Genomic DNA, 25,875 nt, shown 5'->3' on the forward strand with positions numbered 1-25,875 from the left:
ATATATATATTACAAACGTTTGTTCGTTTCTTGTTGACTCGGAACAAGTGTTCTGGTAAGGTGTAAATACAAACAAACGTTCTAGGAGTGGCTATTAATGTTGAAAATATATAAACACCAAATAAAAGCGTATGTAACAGTGTTACTTGTTACGATGCTATTAAGCGCATTATTTATTTTAAGTGCACATAACAATGCAGAATCAGAACAGACGTACGAAATGACCGATCATCAAATAACGCATGAACCAGCACAAAGCGAACAATACAATGTGAAAATCGAAGAGAATAGCGAACACGAACAACAACCGGTTATAGCAAGCGGTTAAATAATTTTTTAAATAGAAGTGATTTGGGAAAGCAAGCATGTTAATAGTAAATAGGGATAAAGTGAGCGAAACGATTTAGTTTCGCTCACTTTTTTGTTATATTTTTCCTAGATTATAAATTACGGAGGTTAACTATGGCTAACAAGGGTAGCGTAGATTTAGAACGTATTAATGAATTAGCAAAGAAGAAAAAAGAACAGGGACTTACTCAAATTGAAGCCAAAGAGCAATCTAAGTTGCGCAAAGCTTATTTAGACGAATTTAGAGGCAAGTTCAAGCAACAAATTGAAAGTACTAGAATTATTGATTCAGAAGGAAATGATGTTACACCTAATAAAGTGAAAAAAATATTAGATTCTAAAGACAAAGAAGATAAAAACTAAATCACTTTTTTGTTAAATAGAAGAAAATTAATGTATAATGGTATTGAATCTTGCTAGAAGAAAGGAAGTCATGTTAGATGAATATAGAAAAAGATCAATTAGCGATAGATACGATTAGAGCGTTAAGTATCGATGCTATTGAAAAAGCAAACTCAGGTCACCCTGGATTACCAATGGGCGCTGCTCCTATGGCCTATACTTTATGGACGCGTCATTTAAACTTTAACCCCCAATCAAAAGATTTCTTTGATAGAGATCGCTTTGTATTATCTGCGGGACACGGGTCTGCGTTATTATACAGTTTATTACATGTTTCAGGTAGTTTAGAATTAGAAGAGCTAAAACAATTTAGACAATGGGATTCTAAAACGCCTGGTCATCCTGAATTTAGACATACGGATGGCATTGAAGTAACAACAGGTCCACTTGGACAAGGTTTCGCTATGTCAGTTGGTATGGCAATGGCAGAAAAACACTTAGCTGGTAAATTTAATAAAGATGACGCACAAGTTGTAGATCATTATACTTATGTACTTGCTTCTGATGGTGACTTAATGGAAGGTGTTTCACATGAAGCCGCTTCATTAGCAGGTCATAGTCAATTAGATAAACTAATTGTTTTATATGATTCAAATGATATTTCTTTAGATGGTGATTTAGATAAAGCATTTTCTGAAGATGTTAAAGGTCGTTTCGAAGCATACGGTTGGAAGCATATTTTAATTGAAGACGGTAATGATATCGAAGCAATTGATAAAGCAATTGAAGAAGCGAAGTCTAATGATGTACCTACAATAATTGAAGTTAAAACAATTATTGGTTATGGTGCACCAAACAAACAAGCTTCTCATGGTGTGCACGGTGCGCCATTAGGTGAAGACGAAAGAAAATTAGCTTTCGAAAATTATGGTTTAGATCCTGAAAAACGTTTCAATGTGCCTGAAGAAGTATATGAAATTTTCCAACAAACTATGCTAAAACGTGCTAACGAAAACGAAGAAGCATGGAATAAACTTGTTGAAGAATATAGCAGTAAGTACTCAGATTTAGCTGAAGAATTTAAACTAGCTATTAGTGGTAAATTACCAGTAAATTATAAAGATGAGTTACCAAACTTCGAAGCTGGCCATAGTGGTGCTTCTCGTGCTGATTCTGGTGAAGTAATACAAGCATTAAGTAAAACAGTACCTTCATTCTTTGGTGGGTCAGCAGACTTAGCTGGTTCTAACAAATCAAACGTAAAAGATGCGGCTGATTTTGACAAAGATACACCAGAAGGCAAAAATATTTGGTTTGGTGTGCGTGAATTCGCAATGGGAGCTGCAGTAAATGGTATGGTCGCACATGGTGGATTACATCCATACGGTGCAACATTCTTCGTATTCAGTGACTACTTAAAACCAGCACTTCGTTTATCATCAATCATGGGCTTAAATTCAACATTCATCTTTACGCATGATTCAATTGCTGTTGGTGAAGATGGTCCAACACATGAACCAATCGAACAATTAGCTGGTTTACGTGCGATTCCTAATATGAATGTGATTCGTCCTGCAGACGGTAACGAAACACGTGTGGCTTGGGAAGTAGCTCTAGAATCAGAAAGTACACCAACATCATTAGTATTAACGCGTCAAAACCTTACAACAATGGACTTACCAAAAGAAACAGTTGAAGAGGGCGTACGTAAAGGTGCTTATGTAGTGTTTGAATCTGACAAAGAAGCAGAATTCTTATTATTAGCAACAGGATCTGAAGTTAATCTTGCTGTAGATGCGGCAAAAGATTTAGAAGCACAAGGTAAAGGCGTTCGTGTTGTATCAATGCCTAACTGGAATGCATTCGATCAACAATCTGCTGAGTATAAAGAATCAGTATTACCATCATCAATTACAAAACGTGTAGCTATTGAAATGGCTTCACCACTTGGTTGGCATAAATATGTCGGCACACAAGGCAAAGTCATCGCAATTGATGGATTTGGTGCAAGTGCGCCTGGCGATTTAGTAATTGAAAAATATGGTTTCACTAAAGAAAACGTATTGAATCAAATACAAACATTCTAATTAATATAATTAATTATTTAAATTGTTGGTATGAGAGCGAAAGTTCTCATACCAATTTTTATTATTAGATATAAAGCATAGCTTATATTTACAAATTGATTTTGTAATTGATATAATACATAAGGTTGAAAAAATATATATTAATTGAGTTGCTCTTGAAAAGGAGCACCAATTTTAGTAAAATTCATTAGGATAGGAAAGTGGGTGAAACAATGGCAACTTGGTTAGCAATTTTATTAATCGTGTTAGCACTAATTCTAGGACTAGTCGGTGGATTTTTCCTTGCAAGAAAATATATGATGGATTATCTTAAAAAGAACCCACCAATTAACGAAGAAATGCTACGTATGATGATGATGCAAATGGGTCAAAAACCATCTCAAAAGAAAATAAATCAAATGATGACAATGATGAACAAAAATCAACAAGATCAAATGAAAAAAACAAAATAATGTTCTATAAAGGGTTCGAGCCAATAAGTGAATTGGTTTGAACCTTTATTTTTTAACAATAAGATTAAATCATTAAATCCTTAGCCATATTAAATATTTTCAAAGTGAATGATAGTTTTATCAAGATGTTTATGTCGCGAACCCTAAAGTATTCAATAATTAAAATGTGAACTTTATATTTCAAATATTCAGAAAACATTTGATTGTGATATGATTTTTGTTATAATTGTGTATATATAAGGGAGGTATCGATAAGTGAAGGATGCTTATGACATGGAAGACAGAGAAGTATTAGATCGACTAGCTAATATGCACATTAACTTTCCGAACGATGAAGCTTTTAAGAAATATCATAACGCAATGCAAATTCATGATATGAATTATCTTAGATATACACTAAATGATGCATTATCAGCATGTGTTAATTCACATGTGCAATAGAGCAAAAATGATAGAATAAACCTTTACCAAGGTTCATTCACATTGTCGACAAAGTCTTAAAGACTTTGTTGGCATTTTTTATGGTGTATGTTTTAGATTTTTTAGTCTCACAAAGCTTTAGTCATAGCACTTCACTTTCCCAAGAATAAAACAATAGAAAAAATTATATTATTCGCATAGATGTTAAGCATATTTAGTATAAGAAATTTATTATTTATAGAGGGAAAAGATATTGATAGTTGTTATTTACTTAATTTAAAAATGCTAATATATACTATGTAATGTTAGAAACGAGAAAATAGTGGAAAACGAATTAAAAATACTGATTAATATTTTGTTAAGTGATATACTATCGAAAGTAAATATCATCTTATAGAAATTTAAAGAAGGTGTAAGTGTGTTATATTTAGTAATTTCTATAATTTTCGCTTTTATAATGGGACTAGGTGCTATCTTTGTGCGAATGAAAGCGCAAAATTTTCCAGTTAATGAAAAGAAAATTATATTACCACCATTTTTTATGGCAACAGGTGCTTTAATGTACGTTGTTCCATATTTTAGATTAACTGGTCTTGAAATTGTAGAATGTATTATTTTAGGTATAGCGTTTTCTACAATTTTAATATGGACATCTAAATTTGAAACTCAGGGCAGTGAAATATATATGAAACGCTCTAAAGCTTTCCCTATCATTCTTATTTCACTACTGTTAATACGTACATTACTTAAAATATTTATTAGCAATAAAATAGACCCAGGAGAAATTGGTGGCATGTTTTTCTTACTTGGTTTTTCTATGATTGTTCCTTGGCGTTTAGCAATGTTATATAAATATAAAAAGCTTAAAAGCACGTTAATTCAATAGTTTGTAGAGGCTGGGGCATAAATACATGTCTCAGCCTCAATTGTTATATTGGCAGTAGTTGAAAGAAGTGGAAATTCCTTTATATGTAACTTTTAAAGCATTAGTTCTTCATTTATGAAGATAAGTAGTTCTTATATAAGCGCTGAAGCTATTGTCTTTTTTTATAGTCATCTTTGTGTTCTGGAGTCATATGACAAAATTTTATTAGAAAAATTAGCTTTTTGTCTCATCGCCATTATGGTTATACTTGTCTTAGTAGTAAAAATATTATAATATATAAATACGAACAAACGTTCTATTAGAGGTGTTAAAATGAAAGTAATACATACTGCCGATTGGCATTTAGGCAGAATTTTAAATGGTAAATCATTATTAGAAGACCAAGCATATATTTTAAATCGTTTTATAGAAGCAATGGAAAATGAACAACCGGATGTCATAGTCATTGCGGGTGATTTATATGATACGAGTTATCCGAATAAAGATGCGATTCAATTATTAGAAAGTACAATTGATACTTTGAATCTAGAGATGGGCATTCCGCTCATTATGATAAGCGGTAACCATGATAGTAAAGAACGATTGAACTATGGTTCCAAGTGGTTTGAAAAATCAAATTTATATATACGTACAAAACTTGAAGATATGAATGTACCTATTTCAATTGGGGCTATAGATTTTTATACGTTACCGTTTGCAACAATTAATGAAACTCAACATTTTTTAAAAGATAATACGATAGAAACTTATCAACAAGCTTTAAGTAAATCTATTGAATATATGAGTAATAATATAAATAAGAATAATACCAATATTCTTATTGGTCACTTAACTGTACAAGGTGGTGTGCGTTCAGAATCAGAGAGACCTTTATCTATAGGGACAGTCGAATCTGTAGAAGCTGATTCGTTTCAACAGTTTGATAGAGTTATGCTCGGGTCATCTACACCATCCGTTTAGCATAGATTCTGATTTTATAAGCTATAGTGGGTCTATACTCCAATATTCTTTTTCAGAAGTGGATCAACCTAAAGGGTATAGAACCATTGAAATTAATGAAGATACGATTAAAGAGAAATTCATACCGATTGCGCCTTTAAGACAATTAGAAGTTGTAGAAGGCGATTACGAAGACGCGATACAAGAAAAATTAAAGGTAAAAGATAAAGATAATTATTTACACTTCAAATTAAAACATATGTCTCATGTCAGTGATCCAATGGTACATTTAAAACAAATTTATCCTAATACATTGGCACTTACAAACCAGACTTTTGATTTTAGTGCACACATTCATCAAGATAACTATGAAATTCAAAAATTAGATGATGAAACGATAATTGATAAATTCTATAAAAATATTACTGATGAAGAACTAACACAAACTCAAAGTAAAACAGTAGCTAAGGTGTTAAATGATTTGCTCGAAGGAGAATCTGAATAAATGAGACCTTTAACATTAAATTTAAATAATTTCGGACCTTTCTTAAAAGAAATGATAGATTTTAATAACGTAAAAGATAATCAACTTTTTTTAATCAGTGGTAAAACTGGATCAGGTAAGACAATGGTTTTTGACGCAATTGTCTATGCACTTTTTGGTGAAGCGTCTACTAAAGATAGAAAAGAGAGTGATTTAAGAAGTCATTTTGCAGATAGCAAGACACCTATGATTGTAGAATTTGAATTTAAACTAAGAGACCATATTTTTAAGATTGTGCGACAAGGTGCATTTATTAAAGAAGGTAATAAAAATAAAACGCTAGGCCAGTTAGCAATATACCAATACGAAGACAATGAATATAATCTCAGAGAGAGTAAAATAAATACGGGTAATCAATTTATCAGAGATTTATTAGGCGTAAACGCTGAGCAATTCAGACAACTTTTTATATTACCTCAGGGAGAATTCAAGAGATTTTTACTATCTAAAAGCTCAGAGAAGCAAGAAATTTTAAGGACACTTTTTAATAGTCAGCGTTTTGAAGAAATACAGAAACACTTGAGTAACGACGTAAAAGAAGTTAGAGAACAAATTGAAAAAAGATTCAATATGTTAGAAAATAATTGGCATGATATTGAAACATTTAACGATGAACTATTAACTGAATATAAAACAATCAATGCTAGACAAACAAATCGAATTATGAAAGTATTACCAGAATTTAAAGAAAAAGCACGAAAAATACAACAAGAAATAAAAGAAAAAAAGAGTAAATATAAAGATGAAGTGACCACGGCAGAAAATAATTTAAATTATAATTTAAAACTTGAAGAAGCATTAACGCAACTTAAAGAGAAACAACTGCAATATGAACAGTTACTTTTAGTTGATGACGAAATCAAAAAGAAAATCCAACTATTAAATGAAATTTATGAAGTAAGACCGTTAGCTAATTTGTTAGAGTCTAAAGAAACGTTAACTTTAAAAAAAGAAAAATCAATAAAAGATATCGAAGAAAAAGAAAAATCGATTAATTCACTCAAAGATAAGTCACATGAAAATAAAAAACAACTCGAAAAACATTTACAGTCTTCAGATATATTAGAAGGTTTTAGAAAGTATGTAGAAAAATGTAAGTTGTTTTATGATAAAGCAAGTAAATATCGAGAGGCATATCATCAACGTGAAACAATAAATAAAGCTTATAAAACACTTGAAGAAAAGGTTAAAACACAAAAGCAACTACTGGATGATCTCGCTAAGAAGTTAAACCATCGTAACAGTGATTATAAAAAAGTTGAATTGCTTAATGCACAAATTTATAATTTAAATAATGAAATCAAAGAGTTAAAACAGAATGAACTCAAAAAAATTGAATTTGAAAGCTTACAAAACAGAAAAAAACAAAAGTTAACAGATATAGAAAAATTTCATATGCGGCTTCAACAATTAGATGACAAATACTCTAATATAGACAAAACGAATATAGATTTAAACAATAAAAAGGATATTATTGCAAAAGTTCAATCAGCATTAAATTCAGGTGATACATGCCCGATTTGTGGAAATGAAGTACATTCAATTGAGCAACATCTAGACTTTGATGAACTAACTGAAAGACATCAAGCGTTAACTGCAATAGAAGAACAACATAAAGATATAAAAGAGAAAAAGATAAAATGTGAAAGTGAATTAAACTATTTAAATGAACAAATAGAAAAATTTTCTCAAGAAGAGCTTAATAATACGAATTATCGTGAACTTGAAAAGCGTATTGATTATAAATATGATGAAAAAGAGAATTTAGAAAAAGAAAATGAAGAGATTAATCAATTAAAAGAACAATTACAAAAAAACGAACAAACTTATCATACGCTTGAATTAGATATGAAAAATAAGCAACATACTCTAAGAGAAAATGATATTACTATAAATGATTTCGAACATAACACCGAACTTGATAATGTTGCTAAGTTTGTGAAAGCTTATGAAAGTAATTTAGAAAAGATAAAAGAATATGACAATGTTTTTAATAAATTAGAACAAAATATTCTAAATAGTAACCAACAACTGTCTATTGAAGAAAATAGTAAAGCATATTTAGAATCAAGTTTAAAAGAATTAAAAAATGAATTGGAAAATATGAATCTGAAGATAGATGAAGAAATGGATAGAATTGGCTTCACTCAATTTGAGCAGGTGGAAGCAACAATAGTTAAAGTAGCAGATAAAGACAAAATTGAAGCAGAGGTCAATACTTACAATAAAGAGAAACAGTCATTAGAATTAGTTATTACACAGCTTAGTGAAGAAACAAAAAATAAAAAACTTGAAGATAGCCAACATTTAAAAGAAATCTATCAACAAAAGCAACAAGTATTAGACAAGATAGCTACGGAATTAAGCCAACATGAATATAAGATTGATTTTAATCAGAAGAAAATCAATGAGATTAATTCAATTATAGAAACATTAGAAAAGGAATTGAAAGCACAGCAAGAAGTGTTTCAATTAGCCGAAATATTGTCAGGTAAAAATGATCAAAAGTTAACGTTAGAAAACTATGTATTAATTTACTACTTGGAACGAATTCTTGCTCAAGCCAATCAACGTTTAGCATTGATGACAGGGCAACGCTACCAATTAACAAGAAGAGAACAAATATCACAAGGTTACAGTGGACTTGAAATAGACGTCTTTGACTCGCATTCGAATCAATCTCGACATATTTCATCATTATCTGGTGGAGAAACTTTCCAAGCATCATTAGCCTTAGCATTAGGACTTAGTGAAGTAGTTCAACAAGAGTCTGGAGGAATTGCTTTAGATTCTATGTTTGTAGATGAAGGTTTCGGAACATTAGATCAAGAAACATTAGAAACAGCGTTAGATACATTACTGAGTTTGAAATCTACAGGGAGAATGGTAGGTATTATTTCTCACGTAAGTGAACTTAAGCAAAGAATTCCGTTAATACTTGAAGTTAGTACAGAGCAATATCAAAGTACTACACAATTTAAAAGGCAATAATTGAATAAGGGATTGGTACAGAAATCTAGTTTTTCTAAAAAGATTTCATCGCATGAGCCCGACCCGGCAAAGTTGACTATAAAGTTGAATACAAAAGCATGATATAAGCATATTTTCAATTCAGTCAGCTACTGCCAATATGCTTATAGAGGAGTCTGAGACATAGGCTTCATAGTAAACTAAAAAATGGTGGTTTCTACGTGAAATAAAGTAGAAACCACCATTTTTAATCGCTTATCCATTTTAGTAGCTCAATGAGTTGCTATTTTTCTTATATTTATTGCCATTAATACTAATTCTACTTCTCGTTTAACTTTAGGTAACCCACGAAGTGACATTCATTTGAAACTCAAAATAGCATTCAAGAAACCAAAAACTGGTTATACATCAATGTTTTTTGGTTGTTGAATTATTAGAAAATGATGGTGCTTTGGGTTGACCCATGCAGGAAATACGCTAGTCAAAGACTACGTCAGGCTGAGGCTTTGTCTGCGGTAAACATGCATAAAAAATACCAACAAAATCGTTAGACTTAGTTGGTAGTAAGAAGCAATGGATATCAAATGCTTATTGCTTTTTATTAATTTTTTCACGTAGTAAATCACGAATTTCTGTTAGTAATACAGTATTTTCTTCTACTTCTTCTTCTTCAGGTTTCATTAAGGTGTTTGCAATTTTAACAAAGATGAATAATGCAAAAGCAATGATAATGAAATCTATAATTGATTGTACAAACATACCATATTCGATGCCCATGAATGTCCAACTTTTTGCAAAGTCAACAGTTCCGAAAATCAAGCCAATTAAAGGCATGATGATGTATGCAACTAGTGCTGTAACAATTTTGTTGAAAGCCGCACCCATTACTACAGCTACCGCTAAATCTAAGACATTACCTTTTAATGCAAATTCTTTAAATTCCTTCAACATTTTATAACACCTCTTAATTAAATATAAATTTTATTATACAATAAGTTTTAAATAAAGAGAATAGTTTTTTTAACTAAATTTGATATTAACACTAGGGTTTGTTATTCTAATACGTGGCGAAAGATAAAAATAGAATTTATAGTGTTTTTTCTATTTAGGATTTTAAAAAATTAAATAAGATGAGAAAGGGAGTTATTATTAATGAATTCTTCTAACGATAGACTTAGTGGTAAGAAAATATCTCCAGTTTTTATCTATAGTGCGATACTCGTAGCGATTGTAGTACTTATAGGTGCATTCTTGCCTGAACAGTTTGACACTGTAACAAATACAATCAAACTATGGATAACAGAAAAACTTGGATGGTATTACTTAATACTTACAACGTTCATTGTTTTCTTCTGTGTTTTCCTAATATTTAGCCCAATCGGTAAACTGAAACTTGGTAAACCGAATGATAAACCTGAATTTAATACAATTTCATGGTTTGCGATGTTATTTAGTGTTGGTATGGGAATTGGACTTGTATTCTATGGAGCGGCTGAACCAATGGCTAACTTTGCCGCGCCACCAACTGCAGATCCAAAAACAACTGAAGCGTATACTGAAGGTTTACGCGCAACATTCTTCCATTGGGGCTTCCACGCATGGGCAATTTATGGCGTAGTAGCATTAGCGCTAGCGTATGCTCAATTTAGAAAAGGCGAACCAGGACTTATTTCTAGAACTTTACGACCTATCTTAGGCGATAAAGTAGAAGGTCCTATTGGAACAATAATCGATGTATTAGCAGTATTTGCTACTGTTGTTGGTGTTGCCGTATCACTTGGTATGGGCGCATTACAAATCAATGGTGGTTTGAATTACTTATTCGGAATTCCAAATAATATATGGGTACAAGCAATTATTATTGTGATTGTAACTATATTATTTATCATGAGTGCTTGGTCTGGATTAAGTAAAGGTATCCAATATTTAAGTAATCTAAATATTAGTTTAGGTTTAATATTGATGATAGCTGTACTTATTATTGGCCCAACTGTATTAATTTTAAATATGATGACAAGTTCAACAGGTAGTCTATTGAACTCGTTCCTATTTAACTCATTTGATACAGCAGCTTTAAACCCTCAAAAGAGTGAATGGATGTCTAGTTGGACACTTTACTATTGGGGCTGGTGGTTAAGCTGGAGTCCATTCGTAGGTATATTTATTGCACGTGTATCTAAAGGACGTTCTATCCGTGAATTTATTTCTGGTGTACTTTTAGTGCCCGCATTAGTAAGTTTCGTTTGGTTCAGTGTATTTGGAGTACTAGGTATTGAAACTGGTAAGAAAAATCCTGAAATATTCGATATGACCGTAGAAACACAACTCTTTGCTGTGTTTAACGAAATACCTATGGGTATTATATTATCAATCGTTGCATTAATATTAATTGCATCATTCTTTATTACTTCAGCAGACTCAGCTACATTCGTATTAGGTATGCAAACGACATATGGTTCGTTAAATCCTTCGAATTACATTAAAGTAACTTGGGGTATTGCACAATCATTAATTGCTTTCGTATTATTATTTGCGGGTGGGGGTGATGGTGCACAAGCACTGAACGCGATTCAGAGTGCCGCCATTATAAGTGCCTTGCCGTTCTCCTTTGTAGTTATAATGATGATGGTTTCATTCTACAAAGATGCCAATAAAGAGCGTAAGTTCTTAGGCTTAACATTGACGCCTAACAAACATAGATTGCAAGATTATGTGCAACATCAAGAAGATGATTATGAAGATGACATTATTGAAAGACGTAAACCATTAAGAGACGATGAAAAAAACGAAAAATAATGTGAATTAACTGGGGGATCCTAATGGGCCTCCAGTTTTTTTGTGCGCAAAAAGATTAAATATTAAGCGAGGAGCGGTTTTTGTTAAAGCGTTTAATATAAATAAAAAATATAAGCAAAACAGTAAAAAGAATTGTATATATAATTAAATATAGGTGATAATGATTCTCAATTGATAACATTAACTTATTACACAATCATAGCGTGATAAGTTATACTTATACATACTGATTGAAAAATCAAATCTAAATTATATAGGTTTCTAGTATTATGTAGTTGTTTTAAGTTGCATTTAATTATACAATTCAGATAACGGCATATAATCAATATAAATTTCAAGGGGGATTTTTATGGCTTCTAATATCAAACAACAAGCGAAAAAATCGTTTGAGCTTAACGGAAAATCATATACATTTTATGATTTAAATACGTTAGAAGAACAAGGTTTAACGAAAGTATCAAAATTACCATACTCAATTAGAGTATTACTAGAGTCTGTTTTAAGACAAGAAGATGGTTTTGTAATCACTGATGAACACATCAAAGCATTATCTGACTTTAACAAAGGCGCAGAAGGCGAAGTACCATTTAAACCATCTCGTGTTATTCTACAAGATTTCACAGGTGTTCCCGCAGTTGTAGACTTAGCATCATTACGTAAAGCAATGAATGATGTTGGCGGAGATTTGGATAAAATCAACCCAGAAGTACCAGTAGATTTAGTTATTGACCACTCAGTTCAAGTTGATAGCTATGCAAATCCAGATGCATTAGAACGTAATATGAAATTAGAATTTGAAAGAAACTACGAACGTTATCAATTTTTAAATTGGGCTACTAAAGCATTTAACAATTATAGTGCAGTGCCACCAACAACTGGTATCGTTCACCAAGTTAACTTAGAGTATTTAGCAAATGTTGTTCATGCTCGTGAAGTAGATGGTGAAACTGTAGCGTTTCCTGACACATTAGTTGGTACTGACTCACATACGACAATGATTAATGGTCTTGGTGTATTAGGTTGGGGCGTAGGTGGTATCGAAGCCGAAGCAGGAATGCTTGGTCAACCTTCATACTTCCCAATCCCTGAAGTGATTGGTGTTAGATTATCTAACGCATTACCACAAGGTGCAACAGCTACAGATTTAGCTTTACGTGTGACTCAAGAGTTACGTAAACAAGGCGTGGTTGGCAAGTTTGTTGAATTCTTTGGTCCAGGTGTACAACATTTACCATTGGCAGACCGTGCAACTATTGCAAACATGGCTCCAGAATATGGTGCGACTTGTGGTTTCTTCCCAGTAGATGAAGAAGCATTAAAATATATGCGCTTAACAGGTCGTTCTGAGGATCAAATCCAACTTGTGAAAAAATATTTACAAGAAAACAGCATGTTCTTCACAGTAGAAGATGATGAACCAGAATATACTAAAGTTGTTGAATTAGATTTATCAACTGTTGAAGCTTCATTAGCAGGACCAAAACGTCCTCAAGATTTAATTTTCTTAAGTGATATGAAAACTGAATTCCAAAAATCAGTTACTGCACCAACAGGTAACCAAGGTCACGGATTTGATGAGAGCGAGTTTGATAAAACTGTTGATATTGAATTTAAAGACGGTTCAAGTACAACAATGAAAACGGGCGACCTAGCTATTGCCGCAATTACATCATGTACAAATACATCTAACCCATATGTAATGTTAGGTGCTGGACTAGTTGCTAAGAAAGCAGTAGAAAAAGGATTAGAAGTGCCAGAATACGTTAAGACTTCATTAGCACCAGGTTCAAAAGTTGTTACAGGCTATTTAAATGATTCAGGTTTAAACAATTATCTTGATAAACTTGGATTCAACCTTGTAGGTTATGGTTGTACAACTTGTATTGGTAACTCAGGTCCATTACGTGAAGAAATTGAAAAAGCTATAGCAGAAGAAGATTTATTAGTTACATCTGTATTATCAGGTAACCGTAACTTTGAAGGACGTATCCATCCTTTAGTTAAAGGTAACTACTTAGCTTCACCACAATTAGTTGTTGCTTATGCTTTAGCAGGTACAGTAAATATCGATTTACAAAATGAACCACTAGGTAAAGGCAAAGATGGCGAAGATGTATATCTAAAAGACATTTGGCCTACAATTAAAGAAGTTTCAGATACTGTAGATAATGTTGTTACACCTGAATTGTTCAAAGAAGAGTATGCAACGGTATACAATAATAATGAAATGTGGAACGAAATCGATGTTACAGATAAACCGTTATATGACTTCGATTCTGAATCTACTTATATTCAAAACCCTTCATTCTTCCAAGACTTATCTAAAGAGCCAGGAACAATTGAATCACTTAAAAATTTACGTGTTATGGGTAAATTTGGAGATTCAGTAACAACTGACCATATTTCGCCAGCAGGTGCTATTGGCAAAGACACACCAGCAGGTAAATACTTATTGGATCATGATGTTCCAATTCGTCAATTTAACTCATATGGCTCACGTCGTGGTAACCATGAAGTTATGGTCCGTGGTACTTTCGCTAATATTCGTATTAAAAACGAATTGGCTCCAGGTACAGAAGGCGGATTCACAACGTATTGGCCAACAGGTGAACAAATGCCAATATACGATGCGGCAATGAAATATAAAGAAGATGGCACTGGTTTAGTAGTATTAGCTGGTAATGACTACGGTATGGGATCTTCACGTGACTGGGCAGCTAAAGGTACAAACCTTTTAGGTGTTAAAACAGTTATTGCTCAAAGTTACGAACGTATTCACCGTTCAAACTTAGTTATGATGGGTGTTTTACCTTTACAATTTAAAGACGGAGAGTCTTCAGAAAGTTTAGGTATCGATGGAACTGAAGTTATTTCAGTTGATATTGATGAAAATGTTAAACCTCATGATTTAGTTAAAGTACAAGCTAAAAAAGAAAATGGTAAAGTCATTGAATTTGAAGCAGTTGCACGTTTTGATTCAAATGTAGAAATGGATTATTACCGCCATGGTGGTATCTTACAACTTGTATTAAGAAAAAAATTAGCTAGTAATTAATAACTTAATGATTACACATTAGCTGTCTGATATATAAATTCACTTGTTTTAAGTTCTTATGCAAGAGCTTAAGCACTTGTATTTCTTTATCTAATCAGTCTTGTGGGGGTGGGAAAATGAAATCAAACGTTGATTTCTGTCACGCTCCCTTTTTTATGTTAATATTTAATGTGTAATAATGACTATGTGTATTTGAAAAGAGGACGTAAAATGATTTACAGTATGACAAAAATAGAATCACGTTATCAAGAGACAGATCAAATGGGCGTAATCTATCATGGTAATTACCCTACATGGTTCGAAGTCGCACGTACAGACTATATTTCTAAATTGGGCTTCAGTTATAAAGACATGGAAGATGCGGGTATTATCTCACCAGTAACAGATATAGATATTAAATATATTAAATCCATCACGTATCCAGAAAAGGTAACAATTAAGACTTGGGTAGATAAATACTCTAGATTGAGATATGTTTATCGTTATGAGATTTTTAATGAAGCAGACGAGTTAGCGACTACAGGATCTACTACTTTAACTTGTATTAAAAAGGAAGACTTTAAACCAATTAGACTAGATAAGTATTTCCCAGAGTGGCATGCGACTTATCTTGATATTGATCAAAAAAATAAAGCGGGCGAAACGTTAGAGCTTGTAAAAGGTATTTAACTCAATACTACTTTTCGTTAAATGTTAATTAAAAGATACATGGTAAAACAAATAAAAAAGGATGATTTCTATATTATTTAATAGAAATCATCCTTTTTCTTGTTTAACTTTAATTCTTTTATCTCGAAAGCTTCTTTAATTATACTAATGATAAATCATTTGAATCTAAAAGTTTAAATACAACTGTTTAAGCAATATTATATAGAAGAAAGATAATAATCAACACTGATTGTACATTAACTTAAGTTCAAAATAATTTAACTATATATTATTTAGTAGTATACGAAATTTCATCAACACTATCATTTATATCGATGAATAAATTATCATCTTTAAAATACCATAAATCTTTTTCGGCGATGACTACGTCTAAACCTTCGTAATTATTTTCGTAACCAATTTCAACTTCATCTTTTCTGTCTACGCTAAAGGCAGGGCTAAATCCTTGTTTTAACTGAAATTCTCCACCATAACGAACGAAAAATTGTAAGACTTTATCACCTTCGGGTAATTCAAGTTCTTCTTTAAACCAAGACACTGCATTATTTGAAAGTTCTATTTCCATAATAAAAGTCTCCTTTCGGTTCACAAGTGCTTAACTTATGATAGTTAGTGACTAATCTAAAAATTAGTATTATATACATTACCCGTTTTGAGTAATACTAAAGATATTATAGCATAAATTATCAAAAAATTATTTGAAATCAATTTAGACATATGTGAAATAGCGAAAATCTATGTTAAAGCACTACATTAGTAGTATAATAGAAGTAATGATGTTTTAAAGTGATCGAAGAAATTAATTCTTCGTACGTGGATGTTAGGGGTCTTAAGCTAAAAATAAAAAGCTGGAGGCAATGAAGTCCTCTAGCTTTTTATTTTAATTACTTGATTGTTTACATAGTGACTTGTGTAATAGTTACATCCATTTTATTTTGGGTTCTTCACCTTTGAAAATTCTTACAATATTAGAACGGTGTCTAATAATCAGCAATACAACTACACCGATGCTAACGATAACTAAGATGACGTCTCGAATGAGTACAGCACCAATAAGACAACAGATTGACGCAATAATACTTGAAAGTGAAACATATTTTGTTAATTTCAATATTATAAAGAAAATAGCTGCTAGTATAATTAATAAGACAGGATTCATACCAAGTATAACGCCAACACTTGTAGCAACGGCTTTACCACCTTTGAATCCAAGGTAAACTGGATATACATGACCTAAAATTGCGAAAGCACCAACGATTAATCCATTTGTGAAAAATGAACTAATAGGACCTTCTGCACTGACAGGTAACCATAGTGGGAAAAAGACAACAATGAAACCTTTAAATATGTCTAAAAAAGTAACTAGGAAGCCTGCTGGTTTACCTAATACTCTAAAGCTATTTGTCGCGCCAGTGTTGCCACTACCAAATTCTCTGATATCTTTTTTATAAAATAATTTTCCTATTACATAGCCACTTGGAAATGCACCAATGAGGTAACTTAGTATCAACATGATTATAATCATCATCATATATAATCCACATCCTTTAATGACATTAAAATTATTTTACCATACAAGACCATAATAAGACGAATAAAAATTTTCATAGAGGAATGAATTATTTTTTGAAAATTGATTTGGTGCTTGCAATTTATCCAGATTTATATAAGAATAACTAATGTATAGTTTTAAAAACGAACGTATGTTTGTAGGAGGGCGAAACGATTGGCAATGAATAAACAAAATAACTATTCGGATGATTCCATTCAGGTTCTTGAGGGGTTAGAGGCCGTAAGAAAAAGACCTGGTATGTATGTTGGTTCTACCGATAAACGTGGATTACATCATCTAGTGTATGAAGTTGTCGATAATTCCGTCGATGAAGTATTAAACGGTTTTGGTAGTGAAATCATAGTAACTATCAATAAAGATGAAAGTATTACAATAGAAGATAACGGACGTGGCATGCCAACAGGTATCCACACGTCAGGGAAACCTACTGTTCAGGTCATTTTCACGGTACTTCATGCAGGCGGTAAGTTTGGGCAAGGCGGATATAAGACTTCAGGTGGATTACACGGTGTGGGCGCATCAGTTGTCAATGCGCTGAGTGAATGGTTGGAAGTTGAAATCTGTAGAGATGGTACGATATATACCCAAAGTTTTAAAAATGGTGGTAAACCATCATCAGGACTTGAAAAACATGGTAAAACAAAAAGAACAGGTACAAAAGTAACGTTTAAACCAGATCCTGAAATTTTCAAAGCGAGCAACTTCATTTAATTACGATATGTTAAGTGAACGATTGCAAGAGTCGGCTTTTTTACTGAAAAGCCTAAAAATCACGCTTAGAGATTTAAGAGCTGGTAAAGAACGTGAAGATGTTTACCACTATGAAGATGGCATTAAAGAATTTGTGAGTTATGTTAATGAAGGCAAAGAAGTATTACACGAAGTCGCTAATTTTGCAGGTGAAGCGAATAAAATTGAAGTAGAAGTAGCATTTCAATACAACGATCAATACTCAGAAGGTATCTTGAGTTTTGTTAATAACGTTCGTACTAAAGATGGAGGCACGCATGAAGTTGGTTTTAAATCAGCTATGACACGTGTGTTTAATGATTATGCGCGACGTATTAATGAATTAAAAGAGAAAGATAAGAATCTAGATGGTAATGATATAAGAGAAGGGCTTACAGCAATTATATCGTTACGTGTGCCGGAAGAATTACTGCAATTCGAAGGACAAACCAAGTCTAAGTTAGGTACACCAGAAGCTAGAAGTGCAGTTGATTCCGTTGTGTCTGACAAATTGCCGTATTATTTAGAAGAAAAAGGGCAATTATCTAAATCTCTAGTAAAAAAAGCTCTGAAAGCCCAACAAGCGAGAGAAGCAACACGTAAAGCAAGAGAAGATGCACGTTCAGGCAAGAAAAATAAACGTAAAGACACATTACTTTCTGGGAAATTAACACCTGCACAAAGTAAAAATACTGAGAAAAAAGAAATATACTTAGTAGAGGGTGACTCAGCAGGTGGTTCTGCTAAATTAGGAAGAGATCGTAAGTATCAAGCTATATTACCGCTAAGAGGTAAAGTAATAAATACAGAAAAAGCTAAACTGGATGATATATTCAAAAATGAAGAAATTAACACAATCATCCATACAATTGGTGCGGGTGTCGGTAACGAATTTAAGATTGAAGATAGCAATTATAATAGAATCATCATCATGACAGATGCTGATACCGATGGCGCACATATCCAAGTGTTGTTATTAACATTCTTCTTTAAGTATATGAAACCTTTAGTAGAAGTCGGCAGAGTATTTATTGCACTACCTCCTTTATACAAATTAGAAAAAGGTAAAGGTGCTTCGAGAAAAATTGAGTATGCTTGGACTGACGAAGAATTAGAGCAATTACAAAATAAATTAGGTAAAGGCTTTACACTACAACGTTATAAAGGTCTTGGTGAAATGAACGCCGATCAATTGTGGGAAACAACAATGAATCCTGAAACTCGAACGTTAATTAGAGTACAAATTGAAGATGAATTGCGTTCTTCTAAACGTGTGACAACATTAATGGGTGATAAAGTAGCGCCACGACGTGAATGGATTGAAAAAAATGTTGAATTTGGCTTACAACAAGAACAAAGTATTTTGGATAATAATGAAATTCAAATTTTAGAACAGGAAAACCCCGATGAGGAGGAAATAAATTGAGTGAAATAATTCAAGATTTATCGCTAGAAGATGTTATTGGCGATCGATTCGGTAGGTACAGTAAATACATCATTCAAGAGCGTGCATTGCCAGACGTTCGTGATGGGCTCAAACCTGTTCAAAGACGTATTTTATATGCAATGTATTCAAGTGGAAACACATATGATAGAAATTTCCGTAAAAGTGCTAAAACTGTCGGTGATGTCATTGGACAATATCATCCACATGGTGATTCCTCTGTGTATGACGCAATGGTTCGACTGAGTCAAGGATGGAAATTACGCCATGTACTAATCGAAATGCAAGGGAACAATGGTAGTATTGATAATGATCCAGTGGCGGCTATGCGTTATACGGAAGCTAAATTAAGCCGTATCTCAGAAGAATTATTAAGAGATATTAATAAAGAAACAGTGCCATTTATGCCGAACTATGATGACACAACAATGGAGCCTATGGTCTTACCAGCAAGGTTACCTCATTTATTGATTAATGGTAGTACCGGTATATCTGCAGGTTATGCAACAGATATACCACCGCATAACTTGGCAGAAGTAATTCAAGCAACGCTTAAATATATTGATAACCCTGATATTACAGTGAGTCAATTGATGAAATATATTAAAGGGCCAGATTTTCCTACTGGTGGTATTATCCAGGGTATTGACGGTATCAAGAAAGCTTATGAAACCGGTAAAGGTAAAATCATTGTCCGTTCTAAAGTAGAATTAGAGGAACTACGAAATGGTAGAAAAGAGCTTATCGTTACTGAAGTACCTTATGAAGTGAATAAAAGTTCACTAGTTAAAAAAATGGATGAGTTACGCGCAGATAAAAAAGTAGATGGTATCGTTGAAGTACGTGATGAAACAGACCGAACTGGTTTACGTATAGCAATTGAATTGAAGAAAGACGTAAATAGTGAAGCGGTGGCGAACTTCTTATATAAAAACACTGATTTACAAGTTGCATATAACTTTAATATGGTTGCGATTAGTGATGGACGTCCTATACTTATGGGCATTCGCCAATTTATTGATAGCTATATCAATCACCAAATTGATGTTGTGACAAAACGTACGCGCTATGAATTAAACCATGCTGAAAGTAGAATGCATATTGTAGAAGGTTTAATGAAGGCACTTTCTATTTTGGATGAGGTCATAAAACTCATTAGAAGTTCTAAAAATAAAAAAGATGCTAAAAATAACTTAGTAGCTGAATATGATTTTAGTGATGCTCAAGCTGAAGCGATTGTGACGTTACAATTGTATCGTCTTACAAATACAGATATTGTTGAATTACAAAATGAACATGATGAATTGAAAAAAACGATCGAAGCTTTAAGAAACATCCTAGATAATCATGATGCCTTATTAAATGTTATTAAAGAAGAATTAACTGAAATAAGAAATCGCTATAAACAAAAACGTTTGTCTTCAATTGAAGCGGAAATTACGGAAATCAAAATTGATAAAGAAGTTATGATACCAAGTGAAACTGTAATCATGAGCGTTACAAAACATGGTTATATTAAACGTACTTCTTTACGTAGTTTTAATGCAAGTGGCGCCGAAGAAGTTGGTGTCAAAGAAGGCGATGAGTTGCTTAAATATCAAGAAGTTAATACTTTAGATACTGCACTTGTCTTTACTAATAAAGGACGTTACTTGTATATTCCAGTGCATAAATTATCAGAGATCAAATGGAAAGATTTGGGTCAACACGTATCACAAATCGTACCGATTGATGAAGGTGAACATGTCGTAGATGTCTTTTGTGAACGTGACTTTAAACCTGAAGCATTTTATATTCTTGCTACACGTGATGGTATGATTAAGAAAAGTAATGTTTCTATGTTCAAAACTTCACGCTTTAATAAACCATTAGTATCAATGAAGTTAAAAACGGATGATGAAATCATTAATGTCATGCGCATAGAAGAACTACAACTGATTACAGTGCTTACACATAAAGGTATGTCCTTAACATATAGTAGTGATGAACTTTCTGATACTGGTTTAAGAGCAGTTGGTGTTAAATCTATTAACTTAAAAGACGAAGATTATGCAGTGCTTACACAATTGATATCTGAAAAAGATTCAATTCTAATGGCGACACAAAGAGGTTCATTAAAACGTGTAGGATTTAAAGTATTGCAAACAGCAAAACGTGCGCAACGTGGTCTTACATTGTTGAAAGAACTTAAGAAAGCACCTCATCGTATTGTAGTCGCCGAAGTTGTCCAACCAGGACAAAAGCAATATACAATCTATTCAAATAAACAACAAGAAACAGGCGAGATTAAAGATATTCATTTATCAGAACAATACACAAATGGTAGTTTCATAGTAGATATTAATGACTTTGGAGAAGTGGAAAATTTAGTTGTTAAATAATATAAATTGAAAAAACTGTTAGTAAATACAACTATATAATGATAAAATACCTTTTAGGTGCAATAAAAAATAAAACCAAGAGATTTATAGTGGAGCAAGATATGATAGTGCAAAGCCTTTAGCTAAACACTTTTAAACCTTCGCTCACTTTCATGTGCACATATGCATTTTGATTATTAATATGTACATGAAATAACTATAAATCTCTTGATTTTGCTATAAAATTTAAATTATATAGATGAGAGGGATTAAATTGAGTAATTTTGATAGTTTAATTCCAGATTGGTTCAAAACTTTTGTTCAAGTCGGGAATGATTTAATCTGGTCGCAATACCTAATTGGACTACTAATAACAGCAGGTTTATACTTTACTATTAGTTCTAAATTTGTTCAATTAAGATGGATTCCAGAAATGTTTCGTGCCATTGGCGAAAAACCCGAAACACTAGATAGTGGTAAGAAAGGTATCTCGCCATTCCAAGCTTTTGCAATAAGTGCGGGATCTCGTGTCGGTACAGGTAATATCGCGGGTGTGGCTACTGCAATTGTTTTAGGTGGACCAGGCGCTGTGTTCTGGATGTGGGTTATCGCATTGATTGGTGCGGCGAGTGCTTTTATAGAAGCAACTTTAGCACAGGTATATAAAGTACCTGATGAAGATGGTGGTTTCCGTGGTGGACCAGCTTATTACATAACTAAAGGTTTAAATCAAAAATGGCTAGGTGTTTTATTTGCCATATTAATTACAGTGACATTTGCATTTGTGTTTAACACTGTGCAATCTAATACGATCGCTGAATCATTAAAAACACAATATAACGTAAGCCCTGTTGTAACAGGTGTCATTTTAGCAGTACTAACAGGTGTTATTATTTTTGGTGGTGTCCGTAGTATTGCCAAAATATCATCAGTCATCGTACCATTTATGGCAATCATATATATCGGTCTTGTAGCTGTTATTTTGTTTATCAATTATGATCAAATAATTCCAATGATTACTACAATTGTTAAGAGCGCCTTTGGGTTTGAACAGGCGACTGGTGGTGCTGTTGGTGCGGCGATTTTACAAGGAGTTAAACGTGGTTTATTCTCCAACGAAGCCGGTATGGGTTCTGCACCTAATGCTTGCGGCAACAGCGGCCGTTCCTCACCCTGTAAAACAAGGTTTAATTCAATCGCTAGGTGTATTCTTTGATACTATGCTTGTTTGTACAGCAACTGCGATTATGATTTTATTATATACAGGATTAGAATTTGGTGAAAATGCGGCACAAGGTGTTGCAGTAACACAATCTGCACTTAATGAACATTTAGGTAGTGTTGGTGGTATTTTCTTAACAGTAGCAATATCATTATTTGCTTTTTCATCTGTAGTAGGAAATTATTACTATGGACAATCAAATATTGAATTTTTATCTAAAAACAAAACATTATTATTTGTTTTTAGATGTTTAGTTGTTGTACTTGTATTTGTAGGTGCAGTAATTAAAACAGAAACTGTTTGGGGCACAGCCGATGTATTTATGGGCTTAATGGCAATCGTCAACTTAGTCGCAATTATAGGATTATCTAATATTGCATTTGCAGTTATGAATGATTACCAACGTCAACGTAAAGCAGGTAAAAAGCCTGTCTTTAAACCAGAAGAATTAGAAATTAATTTATTTGGCATTGAAAGTCTAGGGCATGAAAAAGAAATAATTATATAAAGTGATTGTAACTATGTATTTTCTATAAAATGAAAATGCATAGTTTTTTTATGTAATAATACTATGAAATTAATAGAAAAGCGTTTTACTACTTTCAATTTTATAAATTTCACTATATAATGCTTATTGACATAATAAGAAGGATGAGTGACATGAGTTCTTACCTTATTACAAAGGTTTTAAATAACAATGTAATTATTTGTACTAATGAAATGCAAGAATATGTATTAATTGCAAAAGGCATTGGTTTTAATAAAAAGATTGGAATGACATTACATGAAAACCAATCCATTGAAAAAGTATATATATTAGATCAAAAATCACAACAAGATCATTATAAAACATTGGTTGAATTAGCTGATGATAACTTGATACAAGCCGTGATTGATGCAGTAAATATTATTACCAATTCGGTAATGAAAATAGACAATCAAAAATTGGTTGTATCGTTAACAGATCACATTATTTTTGCTTATAAGCGTATGAAACAAAATCAATTAATTAATAATCCATTCGTCATGGAAACAAAGCAATTATATAGTGAGGCATATGAAATAGCAGAAAAAGTAATTGAACGATTAAACGATGTTTTAGAAGTGAATTTTCCTGAGGATGAGATTGGTTTTATCGCATTACATATCGCTTCTAATACTGAAACAGTGTCCATACGTGAGATGGAAACGATAAATGTGTTGATTAATAAAAGTATCTTTATTTTAGAGCACGATTTGAAACATACAATAGATAAAGAAACGGTACAATATCAACGGTTTATTAGACATATTCAATTTTTAATAAGAAGATTAAATAAAGGGGAAGTATTGCAAAAAACAAGTGCGTTTGAAGAATTATTAAAAACGCAGTACCCTTTGTGTTTTAATATCGCCTTGAAAATAATGAAAATGTTGCAACAAGAACTGAATGTTACTATATATGAGGCAGAGGTCATTTATTTAACATTACATGTTTATCATTTTATGGTCGCTAAGCCGTCAGATCAAACATAATTTAATTCATTGCAAAATCGGACAATGATATAAACTTATGTATAAAAATTATTATATGCCCCAGTTAACACTGCTAATAGCACTTAGTCATTTCAAATGACTAGGTGCTATTTTTAAAACCACAAACTAAATTAAAAAACTTTGATATTTTAATTTAAATAAAAAGTAATTTTACTTTTTAAAAAGGTTGAAATGTAAAGAGTGTTTAGAAAATATTAAATAACATATAATAATGTATTAAGATTCAACTTTTCACCGCCAACAAGGTTTACAGCTTATGTTGAACATTATAGACTTAGTCTTCAGGTTAATTATGAGTAGGGGGGCTACAGTTGCGTGAAGTATTATGATGAAGTGCCTATTATAAGAGCAGTAGCGGCTATGTTAGTTGTAGCAATTCATACAGTCAATAGTATTGGTTATTCAGCTTCAACAGGCGATTTTACTTCTGACGCTTTAGGATATATCAATCAAATGGCAAGATTAGGCACGCCTATATTTGCTGTTATTAGTGCTTTTTTATTGACGATATCAGTTATTAATAGAGGATTTAGTTTGAATTACTTTATGAAATCTAGATTTAGTAAAATCTTTATCCCTTACATAATTTGGACGATTTTTTATTTGTTATATAGAGAATATTTTTTACATAACCTTGAGGATGACGGTAAGTTAATTAACTATTTTGTTTATGGTAAAGCTAATTTTCATTTATACTTTATTTTGACTGTCATTCAATTTTATTTTCTTTTTCCATTTGTGCATAAATTTAAAAAAGGTTGGCCAATCATATCGGTTTTCATTTTAGCGACCATTGTCAACATTGTTTGGATCGTCATTCAGCCAATTTCATTAGGTGGCGGAGGCGTCGAACGCTTTGTTAATGATAAACTGTTTATTTTGAATTGGATTTCATTCTTTATGCTAGGCATTGTATATGCTAAATTTTATAATGAAATAAAAGAATTGATATTTAAGTATAAAACAGCCGCTTACTATAATTATTGCAATATTATTTATAGATTTACTCATAAGTATTGATTTAGAAAATCTCAATAGTTCAATCACAATATCGAACATTATTTATATTCCATTCTTTATCGTTTTTCTTAATTACATGTACGAGCATGTTAAGAAAAATAAGATTGTATTAAATACGTTAACGGTAATTGGTAACTATTCAATGGGGATATACTTAGTTCACTATGTTGCCATACAATTTGTGAAAAGATTACCAATTGTAGAGAATATAGCACCACAAAGTAAATTTGTGAGTGTCTTTATTGCAGCAGTTGCACTATCTGCATTATTAGTATACTTAATTGGTAAATTACCTTATGGCAATTATATCGTTCCGATTCCTAAAAAGAAGACGAATAAAAATAAAGATATTACCGAAGAACCAGTTCGTGAAAATGAACCCACTTTAAATTAACAATTTAGAGCTCTCGTATTATTGTGGAATATACTAACTTCTAGGCAAACCAAGCAAATTTTCACGTTTGGTTTGTCTTTTTTTATTAA

General features: G+C 32.2%; 15 protein-coding genes and 4 pseudogenes. 16 read left to right on the forward strand and 3 right to left on the reverse strand.

The genetic code is table 11. From position 1 onward, the window contains the following. Window positions 1-97: 97 nt before the first annotated feature. The 8 genes and pseudogenes from sosA (at window position 98) to sbcC (ending at window position 9,009) form a co-directional block, all read left to right on the forward strand. Entirely contained in the window at window positions 98-328 is a 231-nt protein-coding gene (sosA, locus tag ABLV95_RS04500; protein ID WP_460876487.1) for a DNA damage-induced cell division inhibitor SosA, read from the forward strand. Window positions 329-462: 134 nt separating this feature from the next. Then, on the forward strand, window positions 463-711 hold the full coding sequence (locus ABLV95_RS04505) for a DUF896 domain-containing protein (RefSeq protein ID WP_069815891.1): 249 nt from the start codon (window positions 463-465) through the stop codon (window positions 709-711). A 77-nt stretch (window positions 712-788) separates the two neighbouring features. Continuing rightward, the gene (gene tkt, locus ABLV95_RS04510) at window positions 789-2,777 is read left to right on the forward strand and encodes a transketolase (protein ID WP_460876489.1); all 1,989 of its coding nucleotides are present in this window, start codon (window positions 789-791) and stop codon (window positions 2,775-2,777) included. A gap of 212 nt (window positions 2,778-2,989) precedes the next feature. Beyond that, window positions 2,990-3,229 carry a YneF family protein gene (locus ABLV95_RS04515; protein ID WP_021338794.1) on the forward strand — a complete coding sequence of 80 codons (240 nt, stop codon included), beginning with the start codon at window positions 2,990-2,992 and terminating at the stop codon, window positions 3,227-3,229. Between the two features lie 255 nt (window positions 3,230-3,484). Continuing rightward, complete coding sequence (locus tag ABLV95_RS04520; RefSeq protein WP_057512104.1) at window positions 3,485-3,670, forward strand: hypothetical protein; 186 nt, start codon at window positions 3,485-3,487, stop codon at window positions 3,668-3,670. A gap of 397 nt (window positions 3,671-4,067) precedes the next feature. Beyond that, window positions 4,068-4,535, forward strand: coding sequence for a CcdC family protein (locus ABLV95_RS04525; protein WP_002507699.1), 468 nt, complete (start codon window positions 4,068-4,070; stop codon window positions 4,533-4,535). Window positions 4,536-4,847: 312 nt separating this feature from the next. After that, window positions 4,848-5,979: pseudogene (gene sbcD / locus ABLV95_RS04530) on the forward strand (exonuclease subunit SbcD). After that, a complete protein-coding gene (gene sbcC, locus ABLV95_RS04535; protein WP_460876491.1) occupies window positions 5,980-9,009 on the forward strand; it encodes an exonuclease subunit SbcC in 3,030 nt (1,009 codons plus the stop codon). A gap of 567 nt (window positions 9,010-9,576) precedes the next feature. On the opposite strand, the gene mscL is transcribed toward sbcC, so the two are convergent. Then, complete coding sequence (gene mscL, locus ABLV95_RS04540) at window positions 9,577-9,939, reverse strand: large conductance mechanosensitive channel protein MscL (protein WP_460872621.1); 363 nt, start codon at window positions 9,937-9,939, stop codon at window positions 9,577-9,579. Window positions 9,940-10,140: 201 nt separating this feature from the next. On the opposite strand from mscL, the gene ABLV95_RS04545 reads away from it, so the two are divergent. From ABLV95_RS04545 to menI, 3 genes are all read left to right on the forward strand, one after another. Next, window positions 10,141-11,784, forward strand: coding sequence for a BCCT family transporter (locus ABLV95_RS04545; protein ID WP_460876493.1), 1,644 nt, complete (start codon window positions 10,141-10,143; stop codon window positions 11,782-11,784). Between the two features lie 349 nt (window positions 11,785-12,133). Further along, window positions 12,134-14,839 (forward strand): aconitate hydratase AcnA, encoded by a 2,706-nt coding sequence (acnA, locus tag ABLV95_RS04550; RefSeq protein ID WP_460876495.1) that lies wholly within the window; start codon window positions 12,134-12,136, stop codon window positions 14,837-14,839. Between the two features lie 210 nt (window positions 14,840-15,049). Continuing rightward, window positions 15,050-15,508 (forward strand): 1,4-dihydroxy-2-naphthoyl-CoA hydrolase MenI, encoded by a 459-nt coding sequence (gene menI, locus ABLV95_RS04555; RefSeq protein WP_460876497.1) that lies wholly within the window; start codon window positions 15,050-15,052, stop codon window positions 15,506-15,508. A gap of 268 nt (window positions 15,509-15,776) precedes the next feature. On the opposite strand, the gene ABLV95_RS04560 is transcribed toward menI, so the two are convergent. Together ABLV95_RS04560 and plsY are read right to left on the reverse strand one after the other, a co-directional pair. Continuing rightward, complete coding sequence (locus ABLV95_RS04560) at window positions 15,777-16,073, reverse strand: HesB/YadR/YfhF family protein (protein ID WP_069815759.1); 297 nt, start codon at window positions 16,071-16,073, stop codon at window positions 15,777-15,779. A 354-nt stretch (window positions 16,074-16,427) separates the two neighbouring features. Then, on the reverse strand, window positions 16,428-17,036 hold the full coding sequence (gene plsY, locus ABLV95_RS04565) for a glycerol-3-phosphate 1-O-acyltransferase PlsY (RefSeq protein WP_460876738.1): 609 nt from the start codon (window positions 17,034-17,036) through the stop codon (window positions 16,428-16,430). 204 nt (window positions 17,037-17,240) lie between these two features. Here plsY and parE point away from each other — a divergent pair. The 5 genes and pseudogenes from parE (at window position 17,241) to ABLV95_RS04590 (ending at window position 25,786) form a co-directional block, all read left to right on the forward strand. After that, window positions 17,241-19,236 (forward strand): annotated as a pseudogene (gene parE, locus ABLV95_RS04570) (DNA topoisomerase IV subunit B). Further along, complete coding sequence (gene parC, locus ABLV95_RS04575) at window positions 19,233-21,635, forward strand: DNA topoisomerase IV subunit A (RefSeq protein WP_460876499.1); 2,403 nt, start codon at window positions 19,233-19,235, stop codon at window positions 21,633-21,635. The pseudogene parE and the gene parC overlap by 4 nt, the downstream one beginning before the upstream one ends. A 253-nt stretch (window positions 21,636-21,888) precedes the next feature. Continuing rightward, window positions 21,889-23,344: pseudogene (locus tag ABLV95_RS04580) on the forward strand (alanine/glycine:cation symporter family protein). 152 nt (window positions 23,345-23,496) lie between these two features. Beyond that, window positions 23,497-24,351: a glucose PTS transporter transcription antiterminator GlcT gene (glcT, locus tag ABLV95_RS04585; RefSeq protein WP_460872624.1), complete on the forward strand. Its 855-nt coding sequence runs from the start codon at window positions 23,497-23,499 to the stop codon at window positions 24,349-24,351. Window positions 24,352-24,687: 336 nt separating this feature from the next. Then, window positions 24,688-25,786: pseudogene (locus tag ABLV95_RS04590) on the forward strand (acyltransferase family protein). Window positions 25,787-25,875 lie beyond the last annotated feature (89 nt).

The sequence above is a fragment of the Staphylococcus sp. Mo2-1 genome (genome assembly GCF_046721385.1).
Classification (GTDB): domain Bacteria; phylum Bacillota; class Bacilli; order Staphylococcales; family Staphylococcaceae; genus Staphylococcus; species Staphylococcus equorum_A.

Bases quoted from the DNA above. Each gene is read 5' to 3' on its own strand.
- acnA (WP_460876495.1), top strand. From the start codon at position 12,134: ATGGCTTCTAATATCAAACAACAAGCGAAAAAATCGTTTGAGCTTAAC.
- mscL (WP_460872621.1), bottom strand. From the start codon at position 9,939: ATGTTGAAGGAATTTAAAGAATTTGCATTAAAAGGTAATGTCTTAGAT.
- menI (WP_460876497.1), top strand. From the start codon at position 15,050: ATGATTTACAGTATGACAAAAATAGAATCACGTTATCAAGAGACAGAT.
- ABLV95_RS04505 (WP_069815891.1), top strand. From the start codon at position 463: ATGGCTAACAAGGGTAGCGTAGATTTAGAACGTATTAATGAATTAGCA.
- glcT (WP_460872624.1), top strand. From the start codon at position 23,497: ATGAGTTCTTACCTTATTACAAAGGTTTTAAATAACAATGTAATTATT.
- plsY (WP_460876738.1), bottom strand. From the start codon at position 17,036: ATGATGATTATAATCATGTTGATACTAAGTTACCTCATTGGTGCATTT.
- ABLV95_RS04560 (WP_069815759.1), bottom strand. From the start codon at position 16,073: ATGGAAATAGAACTTTCAAATAATGCAGTGTCTTGGTTTAAAGAAGAA.
- ABLV95_RS04545 (WP_460876493.1), top strand. From the start codon at position 10,141: ATGAATTCTTCTAACGATAGACTTAGTGGTAAGAAAATATCTCCAGTT.
- sbcC (WP_460876491.1), top strand. From the start codon at position 5,980: ATGAGACCTTTAACATTAAATTTAAATAATTTCGGACCTTTCTTAAAA.
- sosA (WP_460876487.1), top strand. From the start codon at position 98: ATGTTGAAAATATATAAACACCAAATAAAAGCGTATGTAACAGTGTTA.
- tkt (WP_460876489.1), top strand. From the start codon at position 789: ATGAATATAGAAAAAGATCAATTAGCGATAGATACGATTAGAGCGTTA.
- ABLV95_RS04515 (WP_021338794.1), top strand. From the start codon at position 2,990: ATGGCAACTTGGTTAGCAATTTTATTAATCGTGTTAGCACTAATTCTA.